This is a genomic window from Marinomonas ostreistagni (assembly GCF_016461785.1).
Lineage (GTDB): Bacteria > Pseudomonadota > Gammaproteobacteria > Pseudomonadales > Marinomonadaceae > Marinomonas > Marinomonas ostreistagni_A.
Genome location: NZ_JAEMUH010000006.1, coordinates 56,961 through 80,190, shown reverse-complemented (window position 1 = coordinate 80,190; position 23,230 = coordinate 56,961). Strand labels below are relative to the sequence as shown.

Genomic DNA, 23,230 nt, shown 5'->3' with positions numbered 1-23,230 from the left:
CTTACTCATTTTGCTGAATAATACGAGCATTTTCCTGTTCGGTGTTAATCGCGCGAATGGGGTAAGGGATCACGATATTCTCTTCTTTAAAGCGTTTGTGGAGCTTTTTGATAAACGCTGCACGTAAGAAAAACTGATGGAAAAACTCTTGTCCTTTGAGGATGACAGTAAAGTTTATGCTGGAATTATCGAAGGTATGGAAAAACACAATGGGAGTATGTGTTGGCACGCCAAACTCATGCTCTTCCATCAGTTGTTTACCTTCTTCAATCACCACAGCTTCCACGTGTTCCAAGTCTGAGTCGTAATGAACACCCACTTCGACAGAAACAGACATTTCTCTTGAGGGGTAAAAATAGTTAATGATTTTGGACTCGGATAATACGCTATTTGGCATAATAACTGTGTTGTTAGGTAGCATTTTAATCCAAGTGGAACGCCAGCCGATCTTTTCAACAAACCCCTGTTCACCAGAGTCCAACTCAATAAAATCTCCCACACGAATTGGGCGATCAACTAACAGTTGAACGCCTGAAAAGAAGTTCTCTAAGGTGGGTTGCAGAGCCAGTGCAACTGCCAAAGAGCCAATGCCTAGTGATGCAATTAATGGTGTTATGGAAATCCCAAGTGTACCAAGTAGCACTAACACACCAATACCAAAGACAAAGGATCGACTGATACCTTTTACAATTGGACGGCTGCTTTGTAAGAGTGATGACTTATTGCTGTAGTGATTGATAGAGCCTGTGATCAACCGGTCTAAGAAAAACACGGCAGCAAAGATTAGTAAAACTGGCACAGCATAGGTAGAAGAACCTGCAATGGCTTCACTAAAGTTGGAGTCTTCTGCGGGCAGTCTTTCTAGGATGAATAGACCTATGCACAAAATTAGAAGGGATAATGGTACTTTGACTGCATTGAGTAGTAATGAGTCGAAGAAATAATGGCTTCTTCCCGCTAAACGTATCAGCCGTGATAAAACCAAACGCTTAATGAGTAACAACGCACCGATAATGGCCACAACAATGGCAACGGAAATTACCCAATCAGGCATAAACTGGTGAAATGCAAGGATATCATTCATAAAAGCGTCCTTGTTTATAAGTTATACAACTGACTGCAAGTTCTATTCCGCTCCAGCACATGAATGTCCAAAAAGTTGTGCTTTGGTAGGATGGATGGGCCTGATCTATATTCGAGAAAATGGGATTGCTTTTACGTTGGTGTTTAAGAGATACCTAACAAACGTTGAAACACTCTGGATTATTATGGGCAGAGTGTTTCATCTTTCATTGTGGATCAAAGCAATTTTGGATTGTTTACTAATAGAGTGGGTTGCCTCTCTACCATGATCTCGCCTTTACGAACTGAGTAGATTATCTCTGCTTGTTCACGTATCACTTCCACATCATCAGCGCCGTTAAGTACGATGAAGTTAGCAGGTTTGCCGACTTCGATGCCGTAGTGATCTTGAATATGCATGACTTTGGCGCCGTTGTCGGTGATAAAGTCGAGGGCGTGACTAAAGTCGTCGTATCCCATCATATGACAAGCGTGCAGAGCGAAGTCTACTTGGCGTAACAGTTTACCGTTGCCTAAGCTGTACCAAGGATCTTGGATAGAGTCTTGGGCAAGGGCAACGTTAATTCCTGCGTCCCGAAGCTCTTTCACTCGGGTAATGCCGCGACGTTTGGGGAAGGTATCAAAACGACCTTGAAGGTGAATGTTTTCTGTGGGACAGGAAACGAAGTTAATGCCAGACATTTTCAGCAAGCGAAACAGTTTAGAGCAGTAGGCATTGTTATAGGAATGCATGGCGACGGTATGGCTTGCTGTTACCCGATTGCCAAGACCGCTTTCTAGCGTAGCTGTAGCCAGTACTTCTAAGAAGCGGGAGTTTTCATCATCGATTTCATCGCAGTGTACATCCACCAGTTTATTGTGTTTTTGTGCCAACTCGATCACCCAAAGCATGGACTCGACGCCGTATTCGCGTGTGAATTCAAAGTGAGGGATCCCGCCGATCACATCAGCACCAATCTCTAAGGCTTGTTCCATTAACCCTTTGCCATTGGGGTAAGACAATATGCCTTCTTGGGGAAATGCAACGACCTGAAGATCTAAGTAGGGGGCTAAGGTCTGCTTCAAAGGCACGATGGCTTTTAGAGCTGTGAGTTCTGGGTCGGTCACATCCACATGGGTTCGAATATGCTGGACACCGTGGCTGATCAATAGCTCTGCAGCTTTTAGAACTCGTTGCTGTACGTCGTCATGGCTGAGCATTTTTTTGCGTTCAGACCAGCACTCTATGCCTTCAAATAGGGTGCCGCTCTTATTCCAGCGGGGCTCTCCGGCGGTCAGTACGGCATCTAAATGAATATGTGGTTCAACGAATGGCGCGCACAGTAGCTTCTGTTTAGCATCCAGATCGCAGGTAGTTTGGAGTGGCTGTTCTTGTTGTTGAATGTGGGTGAAAACACCTTGTTCGCATTCAATGGTAAATAAGGCATCAGAATGTCTAAGTCGTGCATTGATGATCTTCATAAGCGTCCCTTTAGTTCAATGGCCTAATCTTGATCGTCGCACTTTTAGCCGCAAAGCAAAATAGCCCTGATTGTGTTTTTAAAGCTATGGGCAGGCTTTGCGAAAGCTGCCATCCAGTTCAAGAGGCAGTAATAGGGTGCTAAACCCCATGGATTGTGCAGGAAGACATATGTTGCTGCTAGCTTGGTATTCCGCATGGAATACGGCTTTATTTTGTCGGATAAAGGGCATTAATAAATCGCATTCTTGGAATTCTAAACACTGTTCGTTAACAGCGAAATCAAAGTCATTCACCAACTCCGGAACGATGCCAAGGCTGTTTTTTAGGCCAATGGAGAGTTTTAAGATGTGAGCACTCTGAGCCAAGAAACGATTGAAAGCAATTTGATCTTGAGCGGTTAAAGGAAAGCCTGAGTCATTTTGGTAACCGTCTACGTTGTCTGGTTCGATGCCATCACAGCCCTTTTTTAGAGCAAGTTTAATGCGGTTCTGCATAGTCCGCCAAACTTGCTTGTTACGAATATCGAGCCAGTGTTCTCCGGCCCAATCGTCTAATGGTTTGCCGATGGCATTTATAGGGATAGATCGAATGTCATTACGCCAATCTTCCAAAGAGCCCGCTGAGAAATAGCAGATGACTTTACGATTTTGACGTTGCAAAGATTGGATTTGTTCCACCGTGGTGTCGAACAAATCCACATCGTAAACGTCTACGTTGTAACGTGTATCAAGTTGCCCCTGTAATTGCCATTGCCAAGTGGTTTTTACGCTAGGCTGATACCAATTTTCAGTCATAGCGTTGGTTGCCCATAGCACGCAAAAGCCACTAATGTAGAGCTTATGGTGTTTGAACTGACTCAACATAAGCCTGAGTTCCCCAAAGCGGTACAGTTGAAAGGCTATGTTTAAAGCTTCCTTCGGTTTCTTTGGTAGTGTAAGACAAATACATCAAGGTCTGGTTTTCTGCATCAAAAATCCGGCGAACTTTCATGGTTTTGAAAAAGATGCTTTTGGACTTCCTAAACACCACTTCACCGGAGGGGCTTTTATCAATGGTTGCAAGCATTGCAGGTGTGATGGCCCCCGTTTGACGACAGGCGATAGAGCTATCACTTGGATCAGAAAAACTTAGATTCGCTTCTACCGATGCGATGTGGCAGGTAACGCCTGGGATTTTATCATCCACCAAGTTCGAGATTTTTATGTCTTTTAAGGTAAATAGGCCAAGAGATACATCGCCCACTTCGTCGTCGGAACAGCCTGTAAGCGCGAGGGCAAAAATGGCTGTAATAAATCGCTTCTTCATATCGTCTAATCCCTGTTAACGTTCTGTGTTGGGTTGCTAGTGTATTATTTAAACCAAACTTTGCCACCAATAAACTTATAAGCAGGTGTACCTCGTACTAATGTGTCACGGGCGAATTCTTTGTTGCAGTGAGGGCAGTGGCAAGGTGTGTTGGTGAAGTCTTCAACAATGCGTTCCTTGAAGCATTTGACTAATGCGCCTTTGCCGCCTTTTCGGTACTTAAACAGCTGGGCTTGGCAGTTTTGGCAATAAATATCGATGGTTTTCGTAGGGCCTTTTTTATTCGGTTTTGCCATGACTCTTCGCTCGTGTTGACGGGAAAGTGGGCCATCCTGACTGCTCACTGAGTACCTGTCAACGATTGTGGTTTAAATGTGACGATAACGGTAATGCTCGAACCAGAACACACTTTAATAGTCCATCTTAAGAGTAACCAAGGAGCGCGATATGCTGATTAAAAACAAGAAACGGTCTGACTGTTCAGAAAATGAAGTAACGGATCAATCCGTTTATTTAAACCGTCGACAATTTATGAAGGTGACAGGTGGTACCGCATTTGGCTTGGGTTTTGGTAATGCGTTTGCGGCATTGCAGTCAGGCAATCCTTTATCTCCCGCTCAACCTCTTCAAGCGGCGTTTGATCGAGTTATCGAAACGCCTTATGGCAAAGACGAAACACCAGCGCCGTATGATGTAACGTTGTCTTACAATAATTTCTATGAGTTTGGTTACGGCAAAGGTGACCCAGCTAAAAGAGCAGGTTCATTAAAAACTCGACCTTGGACGATTACTGTTGAAGGTGAGGCTGATGTTACTGGCGTTTTCGACTTAGATGACATTATTAAAGAGTCATTGTTAGAGGAGCGCATCTATCGCCTACGCTGTGTTGAAGCATGGTCGTTGGTGGTGCCTTGGATTGGGATTCCGCTGGCGGATGTGCTGAAGAAGTTTAAGCCAACCTCAAAGGCCAAGTATGTTTACTTCGAAACACTGTACGACCCGAAGCAAATGCCAGAACAGCGAGGCGGTTCTATTGATTGGCCTTATCGAGAAGGTTTACGTATCGATGAAGCAATGAATCCCTTGGCGCTGTTGAGTGTAGGGATGTATGGCAGCGTGTTGCCGAATCAAAATGGTGCGCCTGTGCGTTTGGTCGTGCCTTGGAAATACGGTTTCAAGAGTATTAAGTCGATTGTCAAAATTCGTTTTGTGGAAAGTATGCCGATCACCACGTGGAGTACTTTGGCACCCAATGAATATGGCTTCTATGCGAATGTGAACCCTGAAGTGGATCACCCTCGTTGGTCGCAAAAAGAAGAGCGAAGATTGCCCAGTGGTGTGCTGTTTCCAAATGTGATTGAAACACAAATGTTTAATGGCTACGCCGATGAAGTTGCCAGTCTATACGCTGGTATGGATCTAAAGAGAAACTACTAACGTGAAGTCATTTTGGAATCGAAAAGAAAAGCCTTATGTCTTGGTAGTGTTCTTATTGCCATTCTTATGGATGTTTTGTTCGTTATTCTTGGGAAAATATTTCCCTGATCCTGGCAAGCTTTTGATGCGTTTAAGCGGCATTTGGGCTTGCGTGTTTATGGCGGGAGCATTATCGGTAACGCCATTGATGACGTTTCAACGATTCAAAATCTTAGCAAGGTATCGGCGTTTTACAGGGTTGGCAGCGTTTTTCTACTCAGTGCTGCATCTGATCATTTATTTGGTGTTGTTTGCCGGTCTAAGCTGGACGTGGATTCGCTCAGACCTCGTGGAGAAACCCTATATTTATGCTGGGGTGTTAGCGCTTGTTATCTTATTGCTGCTTGCAGTGACCAGTACCAAACCTATGATGAAGCGATTAGGGCGTAACTGGAAACGATTGCATCGTTTTATCTATCTTGCTGCTTTAGCAATAATTGCGCACTTGTGGTGGCAGGTGAAAAGCGATACCTCATTGGCGATTATCTTTTCATCGGTATTGGGCGGCTTGCTGGCTTATCGATTGGTTACTCATTCAAAGCGTTTAAGGCGCTTGTACAGTTCGTGAATAGGTGTTGGCTAAATCGGATAACTGTTATCCTATCTGTTTTAAAGTGGTAATTGAGTATTAGTAATGATTAATGACGAACGAGTGATTGATAACCTTGAAGAACTAGAGGCGTTTTTGCTGGCGGTAGAGAATGGTAGTTTCGGATTGAACAATGTAGCGGGAGTTGCCTTGGCGACAAATAATGCTGATGGCCGCCCATTTGTTGCTGTGCTAGACGGTAATCATCAGTTGTTGCTGGGTCGTTGGGTTACTCAAGACGTATTTGAAAACGGTAAAGAACTGGTTCGCCGTGGGCCAACTAAACACTAAAACCTTTTTTATTGTAAAACCTCCTTTAAGGCATTAAAGGAGGTTTTTTGTTCGTATTACTGTGTAAGACTGGGCTGAGTAACCATATCAATGGCTTCTTCTAAGTCTAACGGCTCAAAGTAAATAAGTGTGCCAATGACTGGGTGGTCAATATAATTAAGCTTTTTACTGGCCGTCTTATTGTTAAAATGCAATGACAATACCTGTGTTGGACCATTCCAAACAGCATACTCATTGTTTGTATAGGCAATAGTATTTTGGCTTGGCTGTGGTGTACTGACTGAGTAGCCTTGCGAGGTTAGCGTTTCTGTTCCATCGATAATGGTGGCCATTTCAGCATTAAGGGGGGCTTCGTCCGAGTCAGTCGGCTGACCAAACTGGTAGTGTTTGTAGTCTAAGTCACTTTCAAGATAGCGCCCAAGAGTGAACTTAACTTCCCCTTTCATCAGCGGATAACCATGCGTAGCTTGAGTACTATGAAAAGATTCACTGATGGAACTGCCTGTATCAGGGAAAATTAGTGTCCATGTTTTATTACTTAATACTTCGGTGCGCGCAGAAAGTGTTTTAGTAAAAGCGTCAAACGGTGACGAGTCCGGTAGGGCATCACTTTTCTCAGTATCTTCCCAGTCCACAATTGGTTGGATTTCTTCACGGGAAAAAATATCTTGGTATTCGATGTCTTCAGAGGTCATATTCTCTGGCCATACGAAGGTCATAACGTAAGCTTGGTAGGCACGCGCTTTATTCAAGTCTAATGAGTCTAGTGAATTGGCCTGAACGCATGTATTGCACAGTAGGCCTAACAAAATTAGAGAGATGGCTTTCAATGTAACAATTCCAATGTTTTTAATGTGTGAGTAAAACGCTCGTCCGCATTCGGCATTTTAGCAATAAAACGCAAGGTGTCCGAACCCGATAACTTGAATTGATCTGGTTTGGTTTGGATCAAGCCAATCAATTTCATCGGATCGACCGGGGTATTCGCTTTGAAGTGAATCTTACCTTCGCTTTGATTGGCTTCAATTTTACTAATGCCTAATTTCTCTGCTTTGAATTTCAATGCCGTTTGACGGAATAAGTTTTTCGTCGGATCAGGTAAGAGTCCAAAACGGTCGATCATTTCTACTTGAAGTTCTTTTAATTGCGCATCATCTTTAGCGCTTGCTATGCGTTTATACAACATTAAGCGAGTGTGTACATCCCCAAGGTAGTCTTCCGGGATCAAAGCAGGAATGCGCAGGTTAATATCGGTTTGCGATGGTGTGCTGATGTCGACATCAGGGGATTCGCCATTTTTCAGAGACTGCACCGCACGATCTAGCATTTCCATAAACAACGAGAAGCCTACGTGTTCGATGTGGCCACTTTGTCCCTCACCTAGCAGTTCACCGGTGCCTCGAATCTCAAGGTCGTGGGTAGCTAGAGTGAAGCCTGCCCCTAGAGTGTCTGCCATGCTAATCGCCTCAAGTCGTTTCTCAGCGTCTGGTGTGATCTTACGATCATTTGGCGTTAGCAAGTAAGCATAAGCTTGGTGGTGTGAGCGTCCCACTCGGCCACGAAGCTGGTGCAATTGAGCCAAACCAAACTTGTCTGCTCGCTCAATCAAAATGGTGTTGGCATTGGGTACGTCAATACCAGTTTCGATGATGGTTGAACAAACCAGCACATTGGCACGTTTGTGATAAAAGTCAGACATGACTTGTTCCAGCTCGCGCTCACGCATTTGCCCATGACCCACAATCACGCGTGCTTCCGGAACCAATGCTTTGAGGTCTTCCGCTGCTTTTTCGATGCTTTGGACTTCATTGTGTAGGTAATACACTTGGCCACCACGATATAGCTCACGTAGAACCGCTTCACGAATTTGATGGTCGTCTTTTTGTTTTACAAACGTTTTGACCGACAGACGTTTAGCGGGTGGGGTGGCGATGATCGATAAATCGCGAATACCACTCAGTGACATGTTAAGTGTTCGAGGGATCGGTGTTGCAGTAAGGGTCAGAATGTCGACCTCCGCACGCAGCGCCTTGAACTGATCTTTTTGCTTCACACCAAAGCGGTGTTCTTCATCGATGATGACCAATCCTAAGTTGGCAAAGTTAATGTCGCCTTGGATTAGCTTATGTGTTCCGACGACAATGTCTGCTTTACCTTCTTGAATACGTTCAATGGCGGCATTGGTCTGTTTGCCTGAACGAAAACGTGACAGCAGCTCCACTTGAACAGGCCAATCAGCGAAGCGGTCACAGAAGTTATCGTAATGCTGCTGTGCCAGTAGAGTGGTAGGGACTAACACGGCGACTTGCTTGCCATCTTGAACCGCTAAGAATGCAGCGCGCATGGCGACTTCTGTTTTACCAAACCCAACGTCACCACACACTAGGCGATCCATTGCTTTGGCTGAAGACATATCGCGAATGACTGCATCGATAGCCAGTTGTTGATCGGGCGTTTCTTCAAACGGGAAGCCGGCCGAGAATTGTTTGTAAGCCTCATCCGGTGAAGCGAATGCATGACCTTTTTTCGATTCACGTTTGGCATAAATGTCGAGCAGCTCTGCAGCCGTGTCACGGGCTTTTTCCGCGGCTTTTTGCTTCGCTGCACTCCATTTTTCTGTGCCTAATTTATGCAGAGGTGCATGCTCTTCATCAGCACCAGTGTAGCGAGAAATCAGCTGAAGCGAGGAAACGGGTACATATAGCTTGGCGTCGTTAGCATAGCCTAAGGTCAGTAGTTCCGTTTCTTGTCCATCAATTGATAAGTTGGTTAAACCTAGATAGCGCCCCACACCATGATCAATGTGAACGACAGGAGCGCCCATGCGCAACTCTGTGAGGTTACGTATGATTGAATCTTCATCGATGTTGGAGGCTTTACGACGGCGGGATTGTGCGACTCGTTCACCGAGTAAATCACTTTCGGCGACAAGTGCATTTTGCTCATCTAGTAAAAAGCCTTTTGAGAGCAAACCGTCGGTTATAAAAATACCGCTGTTTTTGGTGAGGAAATCCTGCCAATCCTCACAGACTTTAGGGCGAATTGAGGCATCGTGTAGTAGATCCAGTAGGGCCTCACGACGACCTGCTGACTCTGCCACAATTAACGTACTGTTTTGCTGGTCAATAAAGTGGCTGAGCTTATCAAAGCTAGAACGGGTTTGAGGATCTGTCGCTAAGTTGGGTAGCAATAATTCAGAATCGGCTATCTCACCGAAGATCACACCAGGGTGTTGGTTGAGCTTGGCGAAAAACTCATCTTCGATCAGGCAAAGTTCACTTGGCTTTAAAATCGGCTTCTGAATATCGTAAGCTAATGATTCGTGACGTGTTTTATAGTCAAGTAATGTGGCGCCGACGTATTCGTTGATCTGTTCGTTTCGAGCAATCAAAGTGTCTTGTGTTAAATAGTCGAACAACGTTCCTGTTTGATCAAAGAAGAGTGGCAAATAATATTCGATCCCACCAGGGATAATGCCTTCACTGACGTCTTGGTAAATGGGGCTGCTAAGTGGGTCGATGTCGAAACGTTCACGAAAGCGCTTACGAAATCCGGTAATACCATGCTGTGTGGTCGCGATCTCTCGTGCTGGAAGAATCTTTATCTCGGTGACTTTTTCAATGGTACGTTGACTGTCCACATCAAACCAGCGAATGGATTCGATTTCATCGTCAAACCATTCCACTCGAATGGGGTGCTCAACCCCCATTGGGAAAACATCCATAATGGCTCCGCGAACAGCGAACTCACCATGAGTGTTGACGGTTTCAACATTTAGGTAGCCACCATTGGTCAAACGATCTACTAATTGCTTTTGATCGATCTTCTGTTGTAACACGATCTCAAAGCGCTGAGCATCGATGTGCTCTTCAGGACAGATTCGAGTCAAGGCTGAAGACGTGGTCGTTAAAACAATTCCAGCTGACAAATCACGAATTTGAGCTAAGGTATTAAGACGATCAGAAATGATGTCTTGGTGTGGGGAGAAACTGTCGTAGGGCAAAGTCTCCCAATCTGAGAAACGTAATACGGGCGTTGCTTGGTCGGCAAAGAAACGGATGTTGTCTTCTATTTCATTTAATTCCGTCGCACTGGCTGCGATGTAAAGCAGCGGTTTTTTATGTTGCGCAACGAGATCAACGATCTGTTTTGCTTTGTGGCTAAGGTTCTGAGCCTCAAGATGGTTTTTGAACCCGGCAGAAAAATTCATTACGTTGTGTTTGGTCATCTGATTGGCTAATTATGATTTGTGTTTGGCTAAACGGAAGGATACAGAATCTGCGAAGCGAAGAGCGTGAGGTTTATCGACTTCGACATCTGCAAAGGTCACTTGGTCTGGTTTGAGGCAGATGTCCAAAAGTTGCTCAGTTAAGCTTTCTAAAAGTAAGAATCGATTCGTTTCAACGTGGGCGATCATCGCTTTACAGATGGTTTTATAGTTCACAGCATTGGCCACGTCATCCGTTTGGCAAGCATTCTGAGCCGGATACTCGATCAGCGCATTCACGACAATGTCTTGGCGGTTCTTCTTTTCTTCTTCGTTAAAACCAATATACGTTCGAAGGCGTAAATTCTTAATACGAATTTGAGCAACAGCTTGAGACATAACCTGCTTCCTTAATACGTGATTCGTGTTTAGTCCGTATTCTGGCGCGTAAGCCTCGTTGCCGCAACCTTGTATGTAGGAACATCAAGGGAAAAAATAGCAAATTCAGTCTTCACTAATGATGTAAGAAAAAAACAAAAAAATCTGTCGCAGATACTAAAATAAATGGCGTTTATAGTTGTTATTTCGAAGTTTTTGTCTCGTCAATGTGGGTAAAGGGAGTGTCGAAGAGTAGTAAACGATGGTAATGATCTCTATAATACAGCGGTTTTTTCGGTGAAGTGATATTACGTTATAAAACTACCATTTCTGGTGTGAGGGTCAAAATGCTTTCCCGGAGGGGATTTGGCTCAGTAACGTAAGTGCGCTTTGGTGTTCAATTTTTGTTGGGCAGAACATATGTATAAAATTACGAAAGGCCTAGATCTACCGATCAGTGGTGCCCCCAATCAGGTGATTGAGGATGCTCCTGTAGCAAAATCGGTGGCGGTCATCGGACCTGACTATCATGGTATGAAACCGACCATGTTGGTTGCGGAAGGTGACAAGGTCAAAAAAGGGCAGGTTATCTTTACGGATAAAAAGACAGAAGGTGTAAAGTATACCGCCCCAGCCTCAGGTACTGTTACTGCGATAAATCGTGGTGAGCGTCGCATGCTTCAATCTGTAGTGATTACAGTTGAAGGCGATGAAGCAGTTGAGTTTGCCAAATACTCTGGTTCTGAGTTGAAATCTCTTGAGCGTGAAAAGGTTGTTGAAAACCTTGTTGAGTCTGGTCTTTGGACTGCACTCCGCACTCGTCCTTTCTCTAAGGTTCCTGAAGTTGATTCAGTACCGCACTCAATCTTTGTAACCGCTATCGACACAAATCCGCTGGCTGCTGATCCTGCAGTGGTATTAGCTGATAAGGCTGAAGCGTTTGCAGATGGTTTAACCGTGTTGACTCGTTTGACTGAAGGTAAGGTGTTCCTTTGTAAGGCTCCTGAAAGCAGCATTCCAACAACATCTGATGTTGTTGTCGAAGAGTTCGCGGGCAAGCACCCTGCTGGTTTAGCGGGTACGCATATCCATTTCCTAGACCCTGTTAGCGATAAGAAAACGGTTTGGTCAATCAACTACCAAGATGTAGTAGCGATTGGTGAGCTGTTTGTTAACGGTGTATTAGATGTAACACGTGTTGTATCGATTGGTGGACCACAAGTGTCTAAGCCTCGACTACTACGCACTGTGTTGGGTGCCGATCTAACTCAGCTATTGGCTGGTGAACTACTTGAAGGCGATAATCGTATTATATCAGGTTCTGTGTTGTCTGGTCGCAAAGCGACTGGCCCATACGCTTTCCTTGGTCGATACCACTCTCAAGTTGTAGTGCTTGCAGAAGGTCGTGAGCGTCAAATGGTACATTACTTACGTGCCGGCTTTGAGAAACACTCTGTATTGAACGTGTTTATCTCTAAGCTTACAGGTAAGTCAACGTTCAATATGACCACCACGACGAATGGTAGTGATCGTACTATGCTGCCTCTTGGCAACTTTGAGCGTTTGATGCCGTTGGATATTCTTCCAACTCAATTATTGCGCGCTTTGGTAGTAGGCGACACTGAGCAGGCGCAGAAATTGGGTGCTCTTGAACTTGACGAAGAAGATCTAGCGTTAATGACTTACGCTTGTTCTGGTAAGTTCGAATACGGCCCGATTCTACGAGACTGTCTCACAACGATTGAGAAAGAGGGTTAATCCATGGGTCTTAGAACTATTCTAGATAAAATGGAGCCAGAGTTTCACTCAGGCGGAAAATACGAAAAATGGTACGCATTGTACGAAGCGGTTGATACGATTTTCTATCGCCCAAGCCACGTAACTAAAGGTGGTTCTCACGTTCGTGATGCGGTTGATATGAAACGTGTCATGATCTTGGTGTGGATGTGTACATTCCCTGCCATGTTCTTTGGCATGTACAACATTGGTTTCCAAGCGAATACTGCGCTTGACGCAATGGGTGCAGCGCCTGCTGATACTTGGCGTCAAGGTATCATTGGTGCGTTAACTGCATACAATGTGGACAGTATTTGGGACAACATGATTTATGGCGCGATGTACTTCTTGCCAGTCTATCTAACAACGTTCGTTGTGGGTGGTTTCTGGGAAGTGTTGTTCGCTGCTGTGCGTAAGCACGAGGTAAACGAAGGTTTCTTCGTTACTTCTATCCTGTTTGCTCTAACGCTTCCAGCAACGATCCCATTGTGGCAGGTTGCGCTAGGTATCACTTTCGGTGTGGTACTAGGTAAAGAAGTATTTGGTGGTACAGGTAAAAACTTCCTTAACCCAGCGCTTGCTGGTCGTGCATTCCTATTCTTCGCTTACCCAGCATCTATGTCTGGTGATGCGGTTTGGACTGCAGTGGATGGTTACTCTGGTGCGACAGCGTTAAGCCAGATGGCAGCGGGCGGTGTAGAAGCTGTTTCTGTTGCTTGGTCTGATGCATTCTTCGGTGTTATCCAAGGTTCTATGGGTGAAACGTCTACTCTTGCGATCCTAATTGGTGGTGGTGCACTACTAATTATGAAGATTGCTGCTTGGCGTATCGTAGCTGGTGTGATGCTTGGTATGGTGGCTACCTCTTTGCTATTTAATGCAATTGGTTCTGACACTAACGCTATGTTTGCAACACCTTGGTACTGGCACCTTGTTATCGGTGGTTTCGCTTTCGGTATGATGTACATGGCGACTGACCCAGTGTCTGCGTCTATGACTAACCGCGGCAAGTGGTTCTACGGTGCACTAATTGGTGTCATGGTTGTGATGATTCGTGTGGTTAACCCAGCATACCCAGAGGGTATGATGTTGGCGATCTTGTTCGCTAACTTGTTTGCTCCGTTCATTGACCACTTCGTAGTGCAAGCAAACATCAAACGGAGGATCGCTCGCAATGGCTAGCAGTAACGATAGCATTTCAAAAACCATCATTGTTGCGGTTGCACTGTGTTTGGTGTGTTCAATTTTCGTTGCGGGTGCGGCGGTTGGTCTAAAACCAATTCAGCAAGAAAACCGTGACCTTGACCGTAAGCGCAATATCTTGGCCGCTGCACAAATGCTTCAGCCAGGTGAAAATATCGACGAGGTGTTTGCTAACGTTGAAAAGCGTCTAGTAAATGTATCTGAAGGTCGTTTCGCAACAGAAGAAGAACTTGCGCAAGCAGGTGTGACGGTTGATGCTTACAACCAACAAGCTGCCGCTAAAGACCCTGCGCTGTCTGTTTCTTTGAGCGGTGACCAGGATCCTGCAAGCATCAAGCGTCGTGCTAACTTCGCAACAGTTTATGTTGTGAAAGACGAAAACGCAGATGCGCGTATCATCTTGCCTGTTCATGGTTACGGCCTATGGTCAACAATGTACGGTTTCATGGCGCTTGAAGGTGATTTCTCTACAGTGGTTGGTTTTGGTTTCTACCAGCAAGCTGAAACACCTGGACTAGGTGGTGAAGTAGATAACCCAGCTTGGAAAGCATTGTGGGAAGGTAAAGAAGTTTACAATGAGCAAGGCGATGCTGTAATTGCCTTAGCGAAAGGTGCTGTTGATCCTAACGATCCACAAGCGTCTCATAAAGTAGATGGTCTTTCTGGTGCAACGTTGACAAGCCGTGGTGTAACGAACCTAGTTCAATACTGGTTGGGTGAAGATGGCTTCGGTCCTTTCCTTGCCAAGCTGCGTAGTGAGGGAGTGTAAGCATGTCTGATGTGAAAAAAGTCCTCTTTGGGCCGATTCTTTCAAATAACCCGATCGCGCTTCAGATCCTTGGTATCTGTTCTGCGTTAGCGGTTACAAGTAGCTTAAGTGTTAGTTTGGTTATGTCCATTGCACTGACGCTTGTAACAGCATTTTCTAACTTGTTCATCGCGGTGATCCGCTCACACATTCCTAACAGCATTCGTATCATCGTACAGATGATCATCATTGCTTCGTTGGTAATTGTGGTAGACCAAGTGCTAAAAGCATTTGCTTTCGAAATCAGTAAGCAGCTTTCGGTATTCGTTGGTCTGATCATTACGAACTGTATCGTAATGGGTCGTGCCGAAGCGTACGCGATGAAAAATGGTCCAGCAATGAGTTTCCTTGACGGTATCGGTAACGGTCTAGGTTACAGTGCAATGCTGATCATTGTAGGTTTCTTCCGTGAACTATTAGGCGCGGGTAAACTATTTGGTGTTCCTGTTCTGGAAACAGTACAAAACGGTGGTTGGTACCAGCCAAATGGTTTGATGCTTCTTCCGCCAAGTGCTTTCTTCGTAATCGGTCTAGTTATCTGGGCGCTACGTGCATACAAGAAAGAGCAGGTTGAAGAGCCAGAGTTTACTATTGCTAAAAACTCTCGTTCTCAGGAGGCCCTATAAATGGAACACCTAATTAGTCTTTTCATTAAGGCGGTTTTCGTAGAAAACATGGCGTTGGCTTTCTTCCTAGGTATGTGTACGTTCTTGGCACTATCTAAGAAGGTAGAGACAGCGATTGGCCTTGGTATTGCGGTAGTTATCGTATTGGCGGTAACGGTTCCTGTGAACAACTTGCTTTACCAAAACCTTCTTGCTGAAGGTGCGTTGGATTGGGCTGGCCTGCCAAACGTTGACCTTAGTTTCTTGGGTCTATTGAGTTACATCGGTGTTATTGCGGCGATCGTACAAATTTTGGAAATGACATTGGATAAGTACATGCCTGCGTTGTACAACGCACTGGGCGTGTTCCTTCCTCTGATCACTGTAAACTGTGCCATCATGGGTGCCTCTCTATTCATGGTAGAGCGTGACTACAACTTCTCTGAAAGTTTGGTTTACGGTGTGGGTGCTGGTATTGGTTGGGCGCTTGCGATTGCAGCTCTGGCCGGTATCCGTGAGAAGCTAAAATACTCTGACGTACCTGCGGGTCTACGTGGTTTGGGTATCACGTTCATCACTGTAGGTTTGATGAGCTTGGGCTTCATGTCATTTTCTGGTGTGCAGCTTTAATCGCTGCACTGTTGGGACAACCAAGAATAAGGTTTAACTAGCATGAACTTAGAAATCATTCTAGGTGTTGTGATGTTTACCGCTATCGTACTAGCGCTAGTGGCGATCATTTTGTTCGCCCGTGCTCGCTTAGTTAGCAGTGGTGACGTGACAATCCGAATTAACGGGGAAAAGGAAGTGACAGCACCAGCCGGTGGTAAGCTTCTACAAACCCTAGCTAATAGTGGTATTTTCCTATCGTCTGCATGTGGCGGTGGTGGTACTTGTGCCCAGTGTAAATGTAAAGTGACATCGGGTGGTGGCTCAATGCTGTCTACTGAGCAGTCACACTTTACCCGCCGTGAAGAAAAAGAAGGTTACCGTCTTTCATGTCAGGTTGCTGTTAAGCAAGACATGGACGTTGAAGTACCTGAAGAGGTATTCGGCGTAAAAGCTTGGGAATGTACTGTTGAGTCTAACCCGAACGTTGCAACCTTCATTAAAGAGTTGACGTTGCGTCTACCGGAAGGTGAAAACGTAGATTTCCGTGCTGGTGGTTATGTGCAGCTTGAAGCGCCACCACATACGGTTAACTACAAAGACTTTGAAATTCAAGAAGAGTACCGTGGTGATTGGGACCACTTTAACCTATGGAAATTTGTTTCTAAGGTTGATGAGACCATTATTCGTGCTTACTCAATGGCGAACTACCCAGAAGAGAAAGGTGTTGTTAAGTTCAACATTCGTATCGCTTCACCGCCACCAGGTAAAGACGATGTGCCACCAGGTCAAATGTCTTCTTACGTATTCAGCTTGAAGCCAGGTGATAAGATTAAAGTATACGGTCCGTTTGGTGAGTTCTTCGCTAAGGATACGGATGCTGAGATGGTATTCATCGGTGGTGGTGCAGGTATGGCGCCTATGCGTTCTCATATCTTTGACCAGCTTAAGCGTTTGAACTCTACTCGTAAGATGTCTTTCTGGTACGGTGCGCGTAGTTTGCGTGAAGCTTTCTACACAGAAGAGTACGACATGCTGCAAGAAGAAAACGATAACTTCGTGTGGCACCTAGCGCTATCTGATCCACAGCCAGAAGATAACTGGGAAGGTAAGACAGGTTTCATTCACAACGTGTTGTATGAAAACTATCTGAAAGATCACCCAGCGCCAGAAGATTGTGAGTTCTACATGTGTGGACCTCCAATGATGAACGCGTCTGTTATCAAGATGCTAGAAGACTTAGGCGTTGAGAAGGAAAACATTCTTCTTGATGACTTTGGTGGCTAGCACTGAGTAAAACACAGACCCACCGTAACTGGTGGGTCTTTGTTTTTCTTTCCCTGTTAGGACATTAGGTCTCTATGAAAAACAAATTTCTAATGGCTTTAGTGGCCATTGTTCTTGTCACCATTCTTTTTAAAGTTGTTTCTTTTTCTCCAGAGTTGGAAAGCTTTTCAGGCCCAACAATGGGAACGACGTATACCGTTAAATACACTACGACAGCTGATAGTCCGTCCCGAGAAGATCTAAAAACATTGGTTGATGATGCCTTGGTACATGTAAATAAACTGATGTCTACCTATGACCCAAGCTCAGAATTATCTCTGTTTAACAAACAGTCAGCTGGTTCAACAGTCACTGTTTCTGATGATATGGTCTATGTAGTGGGTGAGGCGCTTAAAATCAGTGACATGACATCTGGTAAATATGATGTAACCGTCGGGCCACTGGTTAATCTTTGGGGATTCGGTCCGGGTAAGCATAAAGATCAGGTTCCAAGTGATGAAGAAATACAAGCGGCCAAAGAAAGTGTCGGATATCGTTACGTTGATTTAGAGGGTAATGAATTAACCAAGACTCGTAATGTCTATATTGACCTATCTTCCATTGCTAAAGGTTATGGGGTAGACGAAGTTGCACGAGTGCTTAGAAATGCGGGAATTCAAAACTATCTTGTTGAAGTGGGTGGCGAATTGTCTGTTTCTGGTACTAAGCTTGACGGTAGTGCTTGGTTGGTAGGGGTGGAAAGCCCTGCGGGTGGTCATAATGTTGCTCAGCGTGTTATCGAGGCAAACGATATTGCGATTGCGACGTCTGGTGACTATCGAAACTATTTTGAAAAGAATGGTGTGCGTTATTCGCACACGATTGATCCTACAACTGGTAAACCGATTACGCATCGCTTGGTGTCTGTAACCGTAGTTGATTCCAATGCTACCCGCGCGGATGGCTTAGCGACAGCGATAACGGTTCTAGGTCCAGAGGCGGGCTTAAAGTTTGCTCAAGACAACAACATTGCAGCGTACATGTTAGTAAAAGAAGACTTTGGTTTCGCGGAACAGTATTCCGACGCGTTTGAACCGTATCTTTCTAATTAAGCTGCATCGAGGTAATTATGACAACGATTGTATTAGCTTTTGTATTAATGCTTGCTTTGGTAGTAGCCATGGCAGTGGGTGTTCTGATGGGGCGTAAGCCTATTTCTGGTTCCTGTGGCGGCATGAGCGCTCTGGGCATGGAAGTGGCTTGTGATATTTGTGGCGGTGATAAAGGGAAGTGCGAAAAGGAAACTAAGAAAGCACAAGCAGCCAAGGTCTCTGATGATCAGTTTTATGACGCAACGAAATAGATGAGGTAGTAAAATCTTATGACGACTAGACATTATGATGTCGTGGTACTAGGTACCGGTCCCGCTGGGGAGGGGGCTGCGATGAATGCAGCTAAAGCGGGTAAGCGAGTTGCAGTCATTGAAGCTAGTCCGCGAGTCGGCGGTAGCTGTACTCACTTAGGTACTATTCCGTCGAAAGCACTGCGTCATGCGGTTAAAGAGATTATTGCTTTCAATACCAACCCTATGTTCCGAGACATCGGTGAACCGCGTTGGTTCTCTTTTCCAAAAGTCCTTGAGCATGCAAACAAAGTTATTGATAAGCAGGTACTAGGTCGTACTGAGTACTATGCAAGAAACCGTATTGATGTGTTTTTTGGTCGTGGCCGTTTTAAGGATGCGCACACTATTGAAGTAAACACCTACGAGAAAGGCCCTGAAGAGCTCGTGGCTGAGAAAGTTGTGATCGCGACAGGCTCACGACCATATCATCCTGCGAACATCGACTTCACAAATCCTCGTATTTACTGCTCTGATAGTATTTTAACGCTTAGCCATACTCCGCGTTCTTTGATTATCTACGGTGCGGGCGTTATCGGTTGTGAATATGCTTCGATCTTCTGTGGCCTAGGTGTAAGAGTTGAGCTGATTAACCCAGGCAAGAAACTATTGAGCTTCTTGGATGATGAAATCACAGATGCACTAAGCTATCACTTACGTGATGGTGGGATTTTAATTCGCCATAATGAGACGTTTGAGAAAGTTGAAGGTTCTGATCGTGATGTAGTGATGACGATGGCGTCGGGTAAGAAAATCCGTGCTGATGCATTGTTGTTCTGTAATGGTCGTTCAGGCAATACTGAGAATCTTGGTCTTGAAAATATTGGTCTTGAGACGAACTCTCGTGGTCAGCTGGCTGTGAATGATACGTATCAGACTGCAGTTGAGAATGTCTATGCGGCGGGTGATGTGATTGGCTGGCCAAGCTTAGCGAGTGCGGCCTATGACCAAGGACGTTCTGTTGCGGCTAACATGTTGGGGCTTGAAGGTGGGCACTTTATTTCAGAAGTTCCAACAGGCATCTACACTATCCCTGAAATCTCATCAGTAGGTAAAACTGAGGCGGAACTGACGGCTGAAAAAGTGCCTTACGAAGTTGGACGTGCATTCTTTAAGAATACAGCTCGTGCTCAGATTACTGGTGAAGCAGTGGGTATGTTGAAGCTACTGTTCCATCGTGAAACGCTTGAGATCCTTGGTATTCACTGTTTCGGTGACCAAGCATCAGAGATCGTTCACATCGGTCAAGCAATCATGAAGCAGCCGGGTGAGTTGAATACTTTGAAGTATTTCTTAAATACTACGTTTAACTACCCAACGATGGCGGAAGCTTATCGTGTTGCGGCATTAAACGGTTTTAACCGTGTGTTTTAAGAGCGGGTGAAAGCACAAAAAAAGGCGCCATGCGCCTTTTTTTGTGCTTCTCGTATGCGCCTTCGAGTTTCTTATTTACCCTTCACTGCGTAAATGCCTTGCAAGTTACGGAAGTAACCTTGGTAGTCCATGCCGTAGCCAAACAAGAAGCGGTCTTCTACGTCTAGCCCATTGTAGTCTGGGCGCATATCTACTTTTCGATCATGTAACTTATTGACAACTGTTGCGGAGTAAACGTTTTTTGCGCCGTTTTCTTCAAACCATTTGATGATGGCCTCTAAGGTGTGCCCTTGATCAAAAATGTCGTCAACGATAAGAACGTCTCGGCCTTTAAAGTCCGTTTGTGGGTAGCGAGTCCAATTTAGGGTGCTGCCAGAGGTTTCCATTCCATAACGACTAGCGTGGACGTAGTCTAGCTCAAGTGGGAATTGCAAACGCTGCATAAGTGCGCCAGTGGGTAATAAACCGCCATTCATGACGCAGATGACCAAAGGAAGTTTATCTGATAGGTCATCAGTGATTTGCTTTGCTATTTTGTCTAGGGCGTGATTTAGCTCTTCCTCAGAAATTAGGCAATCTGCCTCGCTCATAATGGAATTCAGTTCGTCGATATTATGCATAGGATTATTTAGGTAATAGAAAAGTTTGACCGATCATTCTAACTTAGAATGATCTTTAAGGCGATCTAGTTTGTGCAAAGTTGCGTTGAGGCTGACGCTCAGCAAAATAATTAACCAGCTGACTTGTAGCCATATTAGGAAGACAGGTAGGGCTGCAAAGGCGCCGTAAACAATCTGATAACTTGCAAAAAACTGCGCGAAGTTGGCAAAAATGGAGTTTAAAATAACAATTGCTACTGCGCCTAACATGGCTGAAATGGCTGTTAATTTTGCCTTAACTTCGTTGTTTGGAGTCAAGAAGTTTATGGTGAACAGCAATAGAAAATAAACTAAATAGCTGCTGAATTCAAAGAGTCCTTCTAAGAAACTAGGGATATAATCTCCTGTCAATTGATAAGACAGCAAGGTTCCATATAGGCTCATAACAACTGCAAGCATGATCGGTCCTAGGGTGAGTATTGCCCAGTAAGTAAGTAGCCTTTCGCGAATTTTACGGCGTTGCTTAATTTGCCAGATGGCTTGTACGGAACCTTCAAAACTATTTAGTAATAGTAGGGCGGTTAATATTAGTGTAGCGATCCCTGCTGCGGGTAAATTTTTAGTTTGTTCTGAAAAAGACAGTAAATATGGAATAACAGTGCTGCTACTACCTGGGGCAAGATGAGCTTCAACATACGAAATGAGGGAGTCTTGCATCGCTACCATGGCGGGCGTGAGACGAAGAATGCCAAAAACAATCGTGATAATTGGAACGGCGGCAAGTAATGTTGCCAGTGTTAAGTGAGCTGCTCGTAGTGATACTTGGTAGCGTAAAGCGCGATTCCAAACCAGCTTTAGTAGTTGGTAGCCCTGAGCGGCAATATTCTTGACAGCTTTTGTTTCCATTCATTTTTACCTCAAGAGAACTAATTTGATTGTATCGATAAACGTGTCTTCAATCTAATGTGCATAAAATGTGTCAAGTGCACATGTATAGTGCAAGATTAATAAAAGTGAACCATTTTGGTTGCAAAAAGAGGTGGCGAAGTCTAATATTCACTTCGTTCCTTTTGTGATATTTGTACTGTTGAGTGACTAGGGTATAGCTTAGATATATTCTCGGTTCCTTGGTGACGAAAAGTCATATATTATCTTTTAGCCCAGCCATGCTGGGCTTTTTTATGTCGTTGATTTTTTGTGTGTTTGAGTTGACGATTTATATTCCTTCCCTATAATAGCGCGTCACTATTTGTGATGTAGTATTTGCGCCTGTAGCTCAGTTGGATAGAGCATCCCCCTTCTAAGGGGATGGTCGGGGGTTCGAATCCCTCCAGGCGTGCCATTACATTACTCTAATAAATTTTTGGTCTTGTTGACTGGACTATAACAGTGAGTCGTGATTCTTCGCGGCGGCGTCAACAAATAAAGCACGTTCCCAAGAGGAAGTTTTATGCAAGTTTCTGTAGAGACAACGTCTCCAATCGAACGCGTTCTTACTATTAGCGTTCCTGCTGCACGTATTGATGATAAAGTTAACGCTGAAGTAGCTAAAACAGCTAAGACAGTACGTATCGATGGTTTCCGTAAAGGTAAAGTGCCAGTTAGCGTTGTTAAAAAGCGTTTCGGTCAAAGCATCCGTATGGAAGCGCTAGAGCAAGTTATGCGTGACGCTTACGTTGAAGCAATCCAAGCTGAATCTATCAACCCAGCTGGCATGCCTGCAATCGAGCCAAAGAATATCGCTGAAGGCTCTGATCTTGAATTTGTTGCAAAAGTTGAAGTTTACCCAACGATTGAACTTGCTGACGCTTCTAAAATCGAAGTGACTCGTGTTGTTTCTGAAGTAACAGAGGCAGACGTTGATACAATGCTAGAAACGTTACGCAAGCAAAATGCAGAGTGGTCTGCAGTTGAGCGTGAAGCAAAAGATGGCGATCAAGTAACGATCGACTTCGAAGGTTTCTTAGGTGAAGAAGCATTTGAAGGTGGCGCAGCACAAGGTCACAAGCTTGTTCTTGGTTCTAACTCAATGATTCCTGGTTTCGAAGATGGCATTGTTGGTATCAAAGCTGGTGAAGAGCGTACCATTACTGTAACGTTCCCTGAAAGCTACCAAGCTGAGCACCTAGCAGGCAAAGAAGCAACCTTCAAAATCACAGCGCAAGAAGTTGCTGAACAAGTACTTCCAGAGCTAAATGACGAGTTCGCTTCTAAATTTGGTCTAGAAACTGCTGATCTAGCTAGCCTACGTGCTGAAGTTCAGAAAAATATGGAACGTGAGTTAAGTCAAGCTGTTAAGACTAAGCTGAAGAACTCTCTTTTCGATCAACTAGTAGCACTTAACCCGGTTGAAGTTCCTGCTTCCTTGGTTGAGCAGGAAGTTAACGGTCTTCGTCAACAAGCAGCTCGTCAGTTCGGTAACATGGAAGGCTTTGATCCTTCACAACTTCCAGCTGAGCTATTCAGTGAAGAAGCGACTAAACGTGCTAAAATCGGTCTTTTGATCTCTGAAGTGATCCAGAAGAACGAACTTAAAGTAGAAGATGATCGTGTACGTGCATTCTTGGAAGATATGGCGCAAGCTTACCAAGAACCACAACAAGTAGTTGACTTCTACTTAAATAACAAAGAGCAGCTAGCTCAAGTTCAATCTGCTGTACTTGAAGAGCAAGTTGTTGATAAACTGCTAGAAAGCGCTCAAATTACTGAAGTAACTCTAGGTTACGAAGACGCTATCAAGCCAGAAGCTCAAGCTGCCGAGGCAGAAGAGACTGAAGAAGCATAAGCATAGCTTATA

General features: G+C 44.7%; 23 protein-coding genes and 1 tRNA gene. 14 read left to right on the top strand and 10 right to left on the bottom strand.

What is annotated here, in order from left to right; translation table 11 throughout:
- Position 1: 1 nt before the first annotated feature.
- From JHD44_RS07435 to JHD44_RS07415, 5 genes are all read right to left on the bottom strand, one after another.
- Positions 2–1,084: a mechanosensitive ion channel family protein gene (locus JHD44_RS07435; RefSeq protein WP_199462129.1), complete on the bottom strand. Its 1,083-nt coding sequence runs from the start codon at positions 1,082–1,084 to the stop codon at positions 2–4.
- Between the two features lie 215 nt (positions 1,085–1,299).
- Positions 1,300–2,544, bottom strand: a complete 1,245-nt coding sequence (gene codA / locus JHD44_RS07430; RefSeq protein WP_199462128.1) for a cytosine deaminase — start codon at positions 2,542–2,544, stop codon at positions 1,300–1,302.
- A gap of 84 nt (positions 2,545–2,628) precedes the next feature.
- A complete protein-coding gene (locus JHD44_RS07425; protein WP_199462127.1) occupies positions 2,629–3,408 on the bottom strand; it encodes an endo alpha-1,4 polygalactosaminidase in 780 nt (259 codons plus the stop codon).
- Positions 3,383–3,850: a CreA family protein gene (locus JHD44_RS07420; protein ID WP_199462126.1), complete on the bottom strand. Its 468-nt coding sequence runs from the start codon at positions 3,848–3,850 to the stop codon at positions 3,383–3,385. The genes JHD44_RS07425 and JHD44_RS07420 overlap by 26 nt, the downstream gene beginning before the upstream one ends.
- A 44-nt stretch (positions 3,851–3,894) precedes the next feature.
- The gene (locus tag JHD44_RS07415; protein ID WP_199462125.1) at positions 3,895–4,146 is read right to left on the bottom strand and encodes a hypothetical protein; all 252 of its coding nucleotides are present in this window, start codon (positions 4,144–4,146) and stop codon (positions 3,895–3,897) included.
- 151 nt (positions 4,147–4,297) lie between these two features.
- Here JHD44_RS07415 and msrP point away from each other — a divergent pair, with 151 nt between their 5' ends.
- The 3 genes from msrP to JHD44_RS07400 all read left to right on the top strand — a co-directional run bounded on the left by msrP (position 4,298) and on the right by JHD44_RS07400 (position 6,206).
- A complete protein-coding gene (msrP, locus tag JHD44_RS07410; RefSeq protein WP_199462124.1) occupies positions 4,298–5,287 on the top strand; it encodes a protein-methionine-sulfoxide reductase catalytic subunit MsrP in 990 nt (329 codons plus the stop codon).
- 1 nt (position 5,288) lies between these two features.
- Positions 5,289–5,894, top strand: a complete 606-nt coding sequence (locus tag JHD44_RS07405; protein WP_325097057.1) for a protein-methionine-sulfoxide reductase heme-binding subunit MsrQ — start codon at positions 5,289–5,291, stop codon at positions 5,892–5,894.
- A 66-nt stretch (positions 5,895–5,960) separates the two neighbouring features.
- Positions 5,961–6,206 (top strand): hypothetical protein, encoded by a 246-nt coding sequence (locus JHD44_RS07400; RefSeq protein WP_199462123.1) that lies wholly within the window; start codon positions 5,961–5,963, stop codon positions 6,204–6,206.
- Positions 6,207–6,262: 56 nt separating this feature from the next.
- Here the strand turns inward: JHD44_RS07400 and JHD44_RS07395 are convergent, their stop codons facing one another.
- From JHD44_RS07395 to folX, 3 genes are all read right to left on the bottom strand, one after another.
- Positions 6,263–6,958, bottom strand: coding sequence for a hypothetical protein (locus JHD44_RS07395; protein WP_199462122.1), 696 nt, complete (start codon positions 6,956–6,958; stop codon positions 6,263–6,265).
- Positions 6,959–7,032: 74 nt separating this feature from the next.
- Complete coding sequence (mfd, locus tag JHD44_RS07390) at positions 7,033–10,416, bottom strand: transcription-repair coupling factor (RefSeq protein WP_233401882.1); 3,384 nt, start codon at positions 10,414–10,416, stop codon at positions 7,033–7,035.
- Between the two features lie 30 nt (positions 10,417–10,446).
- Positions 10,447–10,812 (bottom strand): dihydroneopterin triphosphate 2'-epimerase, encoded by a 366-nt coding sequence (gene folX, locus JHD44_RS07385; protein WP_199462120.1) that lies wholly within the window; start codon positions 10,810–10,812, stop codon positions 10,447–10,449.
- A 399-nt stretch (positions 10,813–11,211) separates the two neighbouring features.
- Between folX and JHD44_RS07380 the strand changes: the two genes are divergently transcribed.
- From JHD44_RS07380 to sthA, 9 genes are all read left to right on the top strand, one after another.
- Positions 11,212–12,549 (top strand): Na(+)-translocating NADH-quinone reductase subunit A, encoded by a 1,338-nt coding sequence (locus tag JHD44_RS07380; protein WP_199462119.1) that lies wholly within the window; start codon positions 11,212–11,214, stop codon positions 12,547–12,549.
- A gap of 3 nt (positions 12,550–12,552) precedes the next feature.
- A complete protein-coding gene (locus tag JHD44_RS07375; protein WP_133560200.1) occupies positions 12,553–13,749 on the top strand; it encodes an NADH:ubiquinone reductase (Na(+)-transporting) subunit B in 1,197 nt (398 codons plus the stop codon).
- A complete protein-coding gene (locus tag JHD44_RS07370) occupies positions 13,742–14,539 on the top strand; it encodes a Na(+)-translocating NADH-quinone reductase subunit C (RefSeq protein ID WP_199462118.1) in 798 nt (265 codons plus the stop codon). The genes JHD44_RS07375 and JHD44_RS07370 overlap by 8 nt, the downstream gene beginning before the upstream one ends.
- Positions 14,540–14,541: 2 nt before the next feature.
- Positions 14,542–15,204, top strand: a complete 663-nt coding sequence (locus tag JHD44_RS07365; RefSeq protein WP_199462117.1) for an NADH:ubiquinone reductase (Na(+)-transporting) subunit D — start codon at positions 14,542–14,544, stop codon at positions 15,202–15,204.
- Positions 15,205–15,813 carry an NADH:ubiquinone reductase (Na(+)-transporting) subunit E gene (gene nqrE, locus JHD44_RS07360; RefSeq protein ID WP_133560197.1) on the top strand — a complete coding sequence of 203 codons (609 nt, stop codon included), beginning with the start codon at positions 15,205–15,207 and terminating at the stop codon, positions 15,811–15,813.
- A gap of 42 nt (positions 15,814–15,855) precedes the next feature.
- Entirely contained in the window at positions 15,856–17,079 is a 1,224-nt protein-coding gene (gene nqrF, locus JHD44_RS07355; protein ID WP_199462116.1) for an NADH:ubiquinone reductase (Na(+)-transporting) subunit F, read from the top strand.
- Between the two features lie 74 nt (positions 17,080–17,153).
- A complete protein-coding gene (locus JHD44_RS07350) occupies positions 17,154–18,170 on the top strand; it encodes an FAD:protein FMN transferase (RefSeq protein WP_199462115.1) in 1,017 nt (338 codons plus the stop codon).
- A 17-nt stretch (positions 18,171–18,187) separates the two neighbouring features.
- A complete protein-coding gene (gene nqrM / locus JHD44_RS07345; RefSeq protein ID WP_199462114.1) occupies positions 18,188–18,421 on the top strand; it encodes a (Na+)-NQR maturation NqrM in 234 nt (77 codons plus the stop codon).
- An 18-nt stretch (positions 18,422–18,439) separates the two neighbouring features.
- Positions 18,440–19,834 (top strand): Si-specific NAD(P)(+) transhydrogenase, encoded by a 1,395-nt coding sequence (gene sthA, locus JHD44_RS07340; protein ID WP_133560193.1) that lies wholly within the window; start codon positions 18,440–18,442, stop codon positions 19,832–19,834.
- A 71-nt stretch (positions 19,835–19,905) separates the two neighbouring features.
- Here the strand turns inward: sthA and JHD44_RS07335 are convergent, their stop codons facing one another.
- Complete coding sequence (locus tag JHD44_RS07335) at positions 19,906–20,454, bottom strand: hypoxanthine-guanine phosphoribosyltransferase (protein ID WP_199462113.1); 549 nt, start codon at positions 20,452–20,454, stop codon at positions 19,906–19,908.
- A 33-nt stretch (positions 20,455–20,487) separates the two neighbouring features.
- Entirely contained in the window at positions 20,488–21,339 is an 852-nt protein-coding gene (locus tag JHD44_RS07330; protein WP_199462112.1) for a YihY family inner membrane protein, read from the bottom strand.
- A gap of 359 nt (positions 21,340–21,698) precedes the next feature.
- Between JHD44_RS07330 and JHD44_RS07325 the strand changes: the two genes are divergently transcribed.
- Together JHD44_RS07325 and tig are read left to right on the top strand one after the other, a co-directional pair.
- Positions 21,699–21,775 (top strand) — tRNA-Arg (locus JHD44_RS07325).
- A gap of 108 nt (positions 21,776–21,883) precedes the next feature.
- A complete protein-coding gene (gene tig, locus JHD44_RS07320) occupies positions 21,884–23,218 on the top strand; it encodes a trigger factor (RefSeq protein WP_199462111.1) in 1,335 nt (444 codons plus the stop codon).
- Positions 23,219–23,230 lie beyond the last annotated feature (12 nt).

Coding starts and splice junctions, on each gene's coding strand:
- JHD44_RS07435 (WP_199462129.1), bottom strand. CDS start 1,084: ATGAATGATATCCTTGCATTTCACCAGTTTATGCCTGATTGGGTAATT.
- codA (WP_199462128.1), bottom strand. CDS start 2,544: ATGAAGATCATCAATGCACGACTTAGACATTCTGATGCCTTATTTACC.
- JHD44_RS07425 (WP_199462127.1), bottom strand. CDS start 3,408: ATGTTGAGTCAGTTCAAACACCATAAGCTCTACATTAGTGGCTTTTGC.
- JHD44_RS07420 (WP_199462126.1), bottom strand. CDS start 3,850: ATGAAGAAGCGATTTATTACAGCCATTTTTGCCCTCGCGCTTACAGGC.
- JHD44_RS07415 (WP_199462125.1), bottom strand. CDS start 4,146: ATGGCAAAACCGAATAAAAAAGGCCCTACGAAAACCATCGATATTTAT.
- msrP (WP_199462124.1), top strand. CDS start 4,298: ATGCTGATTAAAAACAAGAAACGGTCTGACTGTTCAGAAAATGAAGTA.
- JHD44_RS07400 (WP_199462123.1), top strand. CDS start 5,961: ATGATTAATGACGAACGAGTGATTGATAACCTTGAAGAACTAGAGGCG.
- mfd (WP_233401882.1), bottom strand. CDS start 10,416: ATGAATTTTTCTGCCGGGTTCAAAAACCATCTTGAGGCTCAGAACCTT.
- folX (WP_199462120.1), bottom strand. CDS start 10,812: ATGTCTCAAGCTGTTGCTCAAATTCGTATTAAGAATTTACGCCTTCGA.
- JHD44_RS07380 (WP_199462119.1), top strand. CDS start 11,212: ATGTATAAAATTACGAAAGGCCTAGATCTACCGATCAGTGGTGCCCCC.
- JHD44_RS07375 (WP_133560200.1), top strand. CDS start 12,553: ATGGGTCTTAGAACTATTCTAGATAAAATGGAGCCAGAGTTTCACTCA.
- JHD44_RS07370 (WP_199462118.1), top strand. CDS start 13,742: ATGGCTAGCAGTAACGATAGCATTTCAAAAACCATCATTGTTGCGGTT.
- JHD44_RS07365 (WP_199462117.1), top strand. CDS start 14,542: ATGTCTGATGTGAAAAAAGTCCTCTTTGGGCCGATTCTTTCAAATAAC.
- nqrE (WP_133560197.1), top strand. CDS start 15,205: ATGGAACACCTAATTAGTCTTTTCATTAAGGCGGTTTTCGTAGAAAAC.
- nqrF (WP_199462116.1), top strand. CDS start 15,856: ATGAACTTAGAAATCATTCTAGGTGTTGTGATGTTTACCGCTATCGTA.
- JHD44_RS07350 (WP_199462115.1), top strand. CDS start 17,154: ATGAAAAACAAATTTCTAATGGCTTTAGTGGCCATTGTTCTTGTCACC.
- nqrM (WP_199462114.1), top strand. CDS start 18,188: ATGACAACGATTGTATTAGCTTTTGTATTAATGCTTGCTTTGGTAGTA.
- sthA (WP_133560193.1), top strand. CDS start 18,440: ATGACGACTAGACATTATGATGTCGTGGTACTAGGTACCGGTCCCGCT.
- JHD44_RS07335 (WP_199462113.1), bottom strand. CDS start 20,454: ATGCATAATATCGACGAACTGAATTCCATTATGAGCGAGGCAGATTGC.
- JHD44_RS07330 (WP_199462112.1), bottom strand. CDS start 21,339: ATGGAAACAAAAGCTGTCAAGAATATTGCCGCTCAGGGCTACCAACTA.
- tig (WP_199462111.1), top strand. CDS start 21,884: ATGCAAGTTTCTGTAGAGACAACGTCTCCAATCGAACGCGTTCTTACT.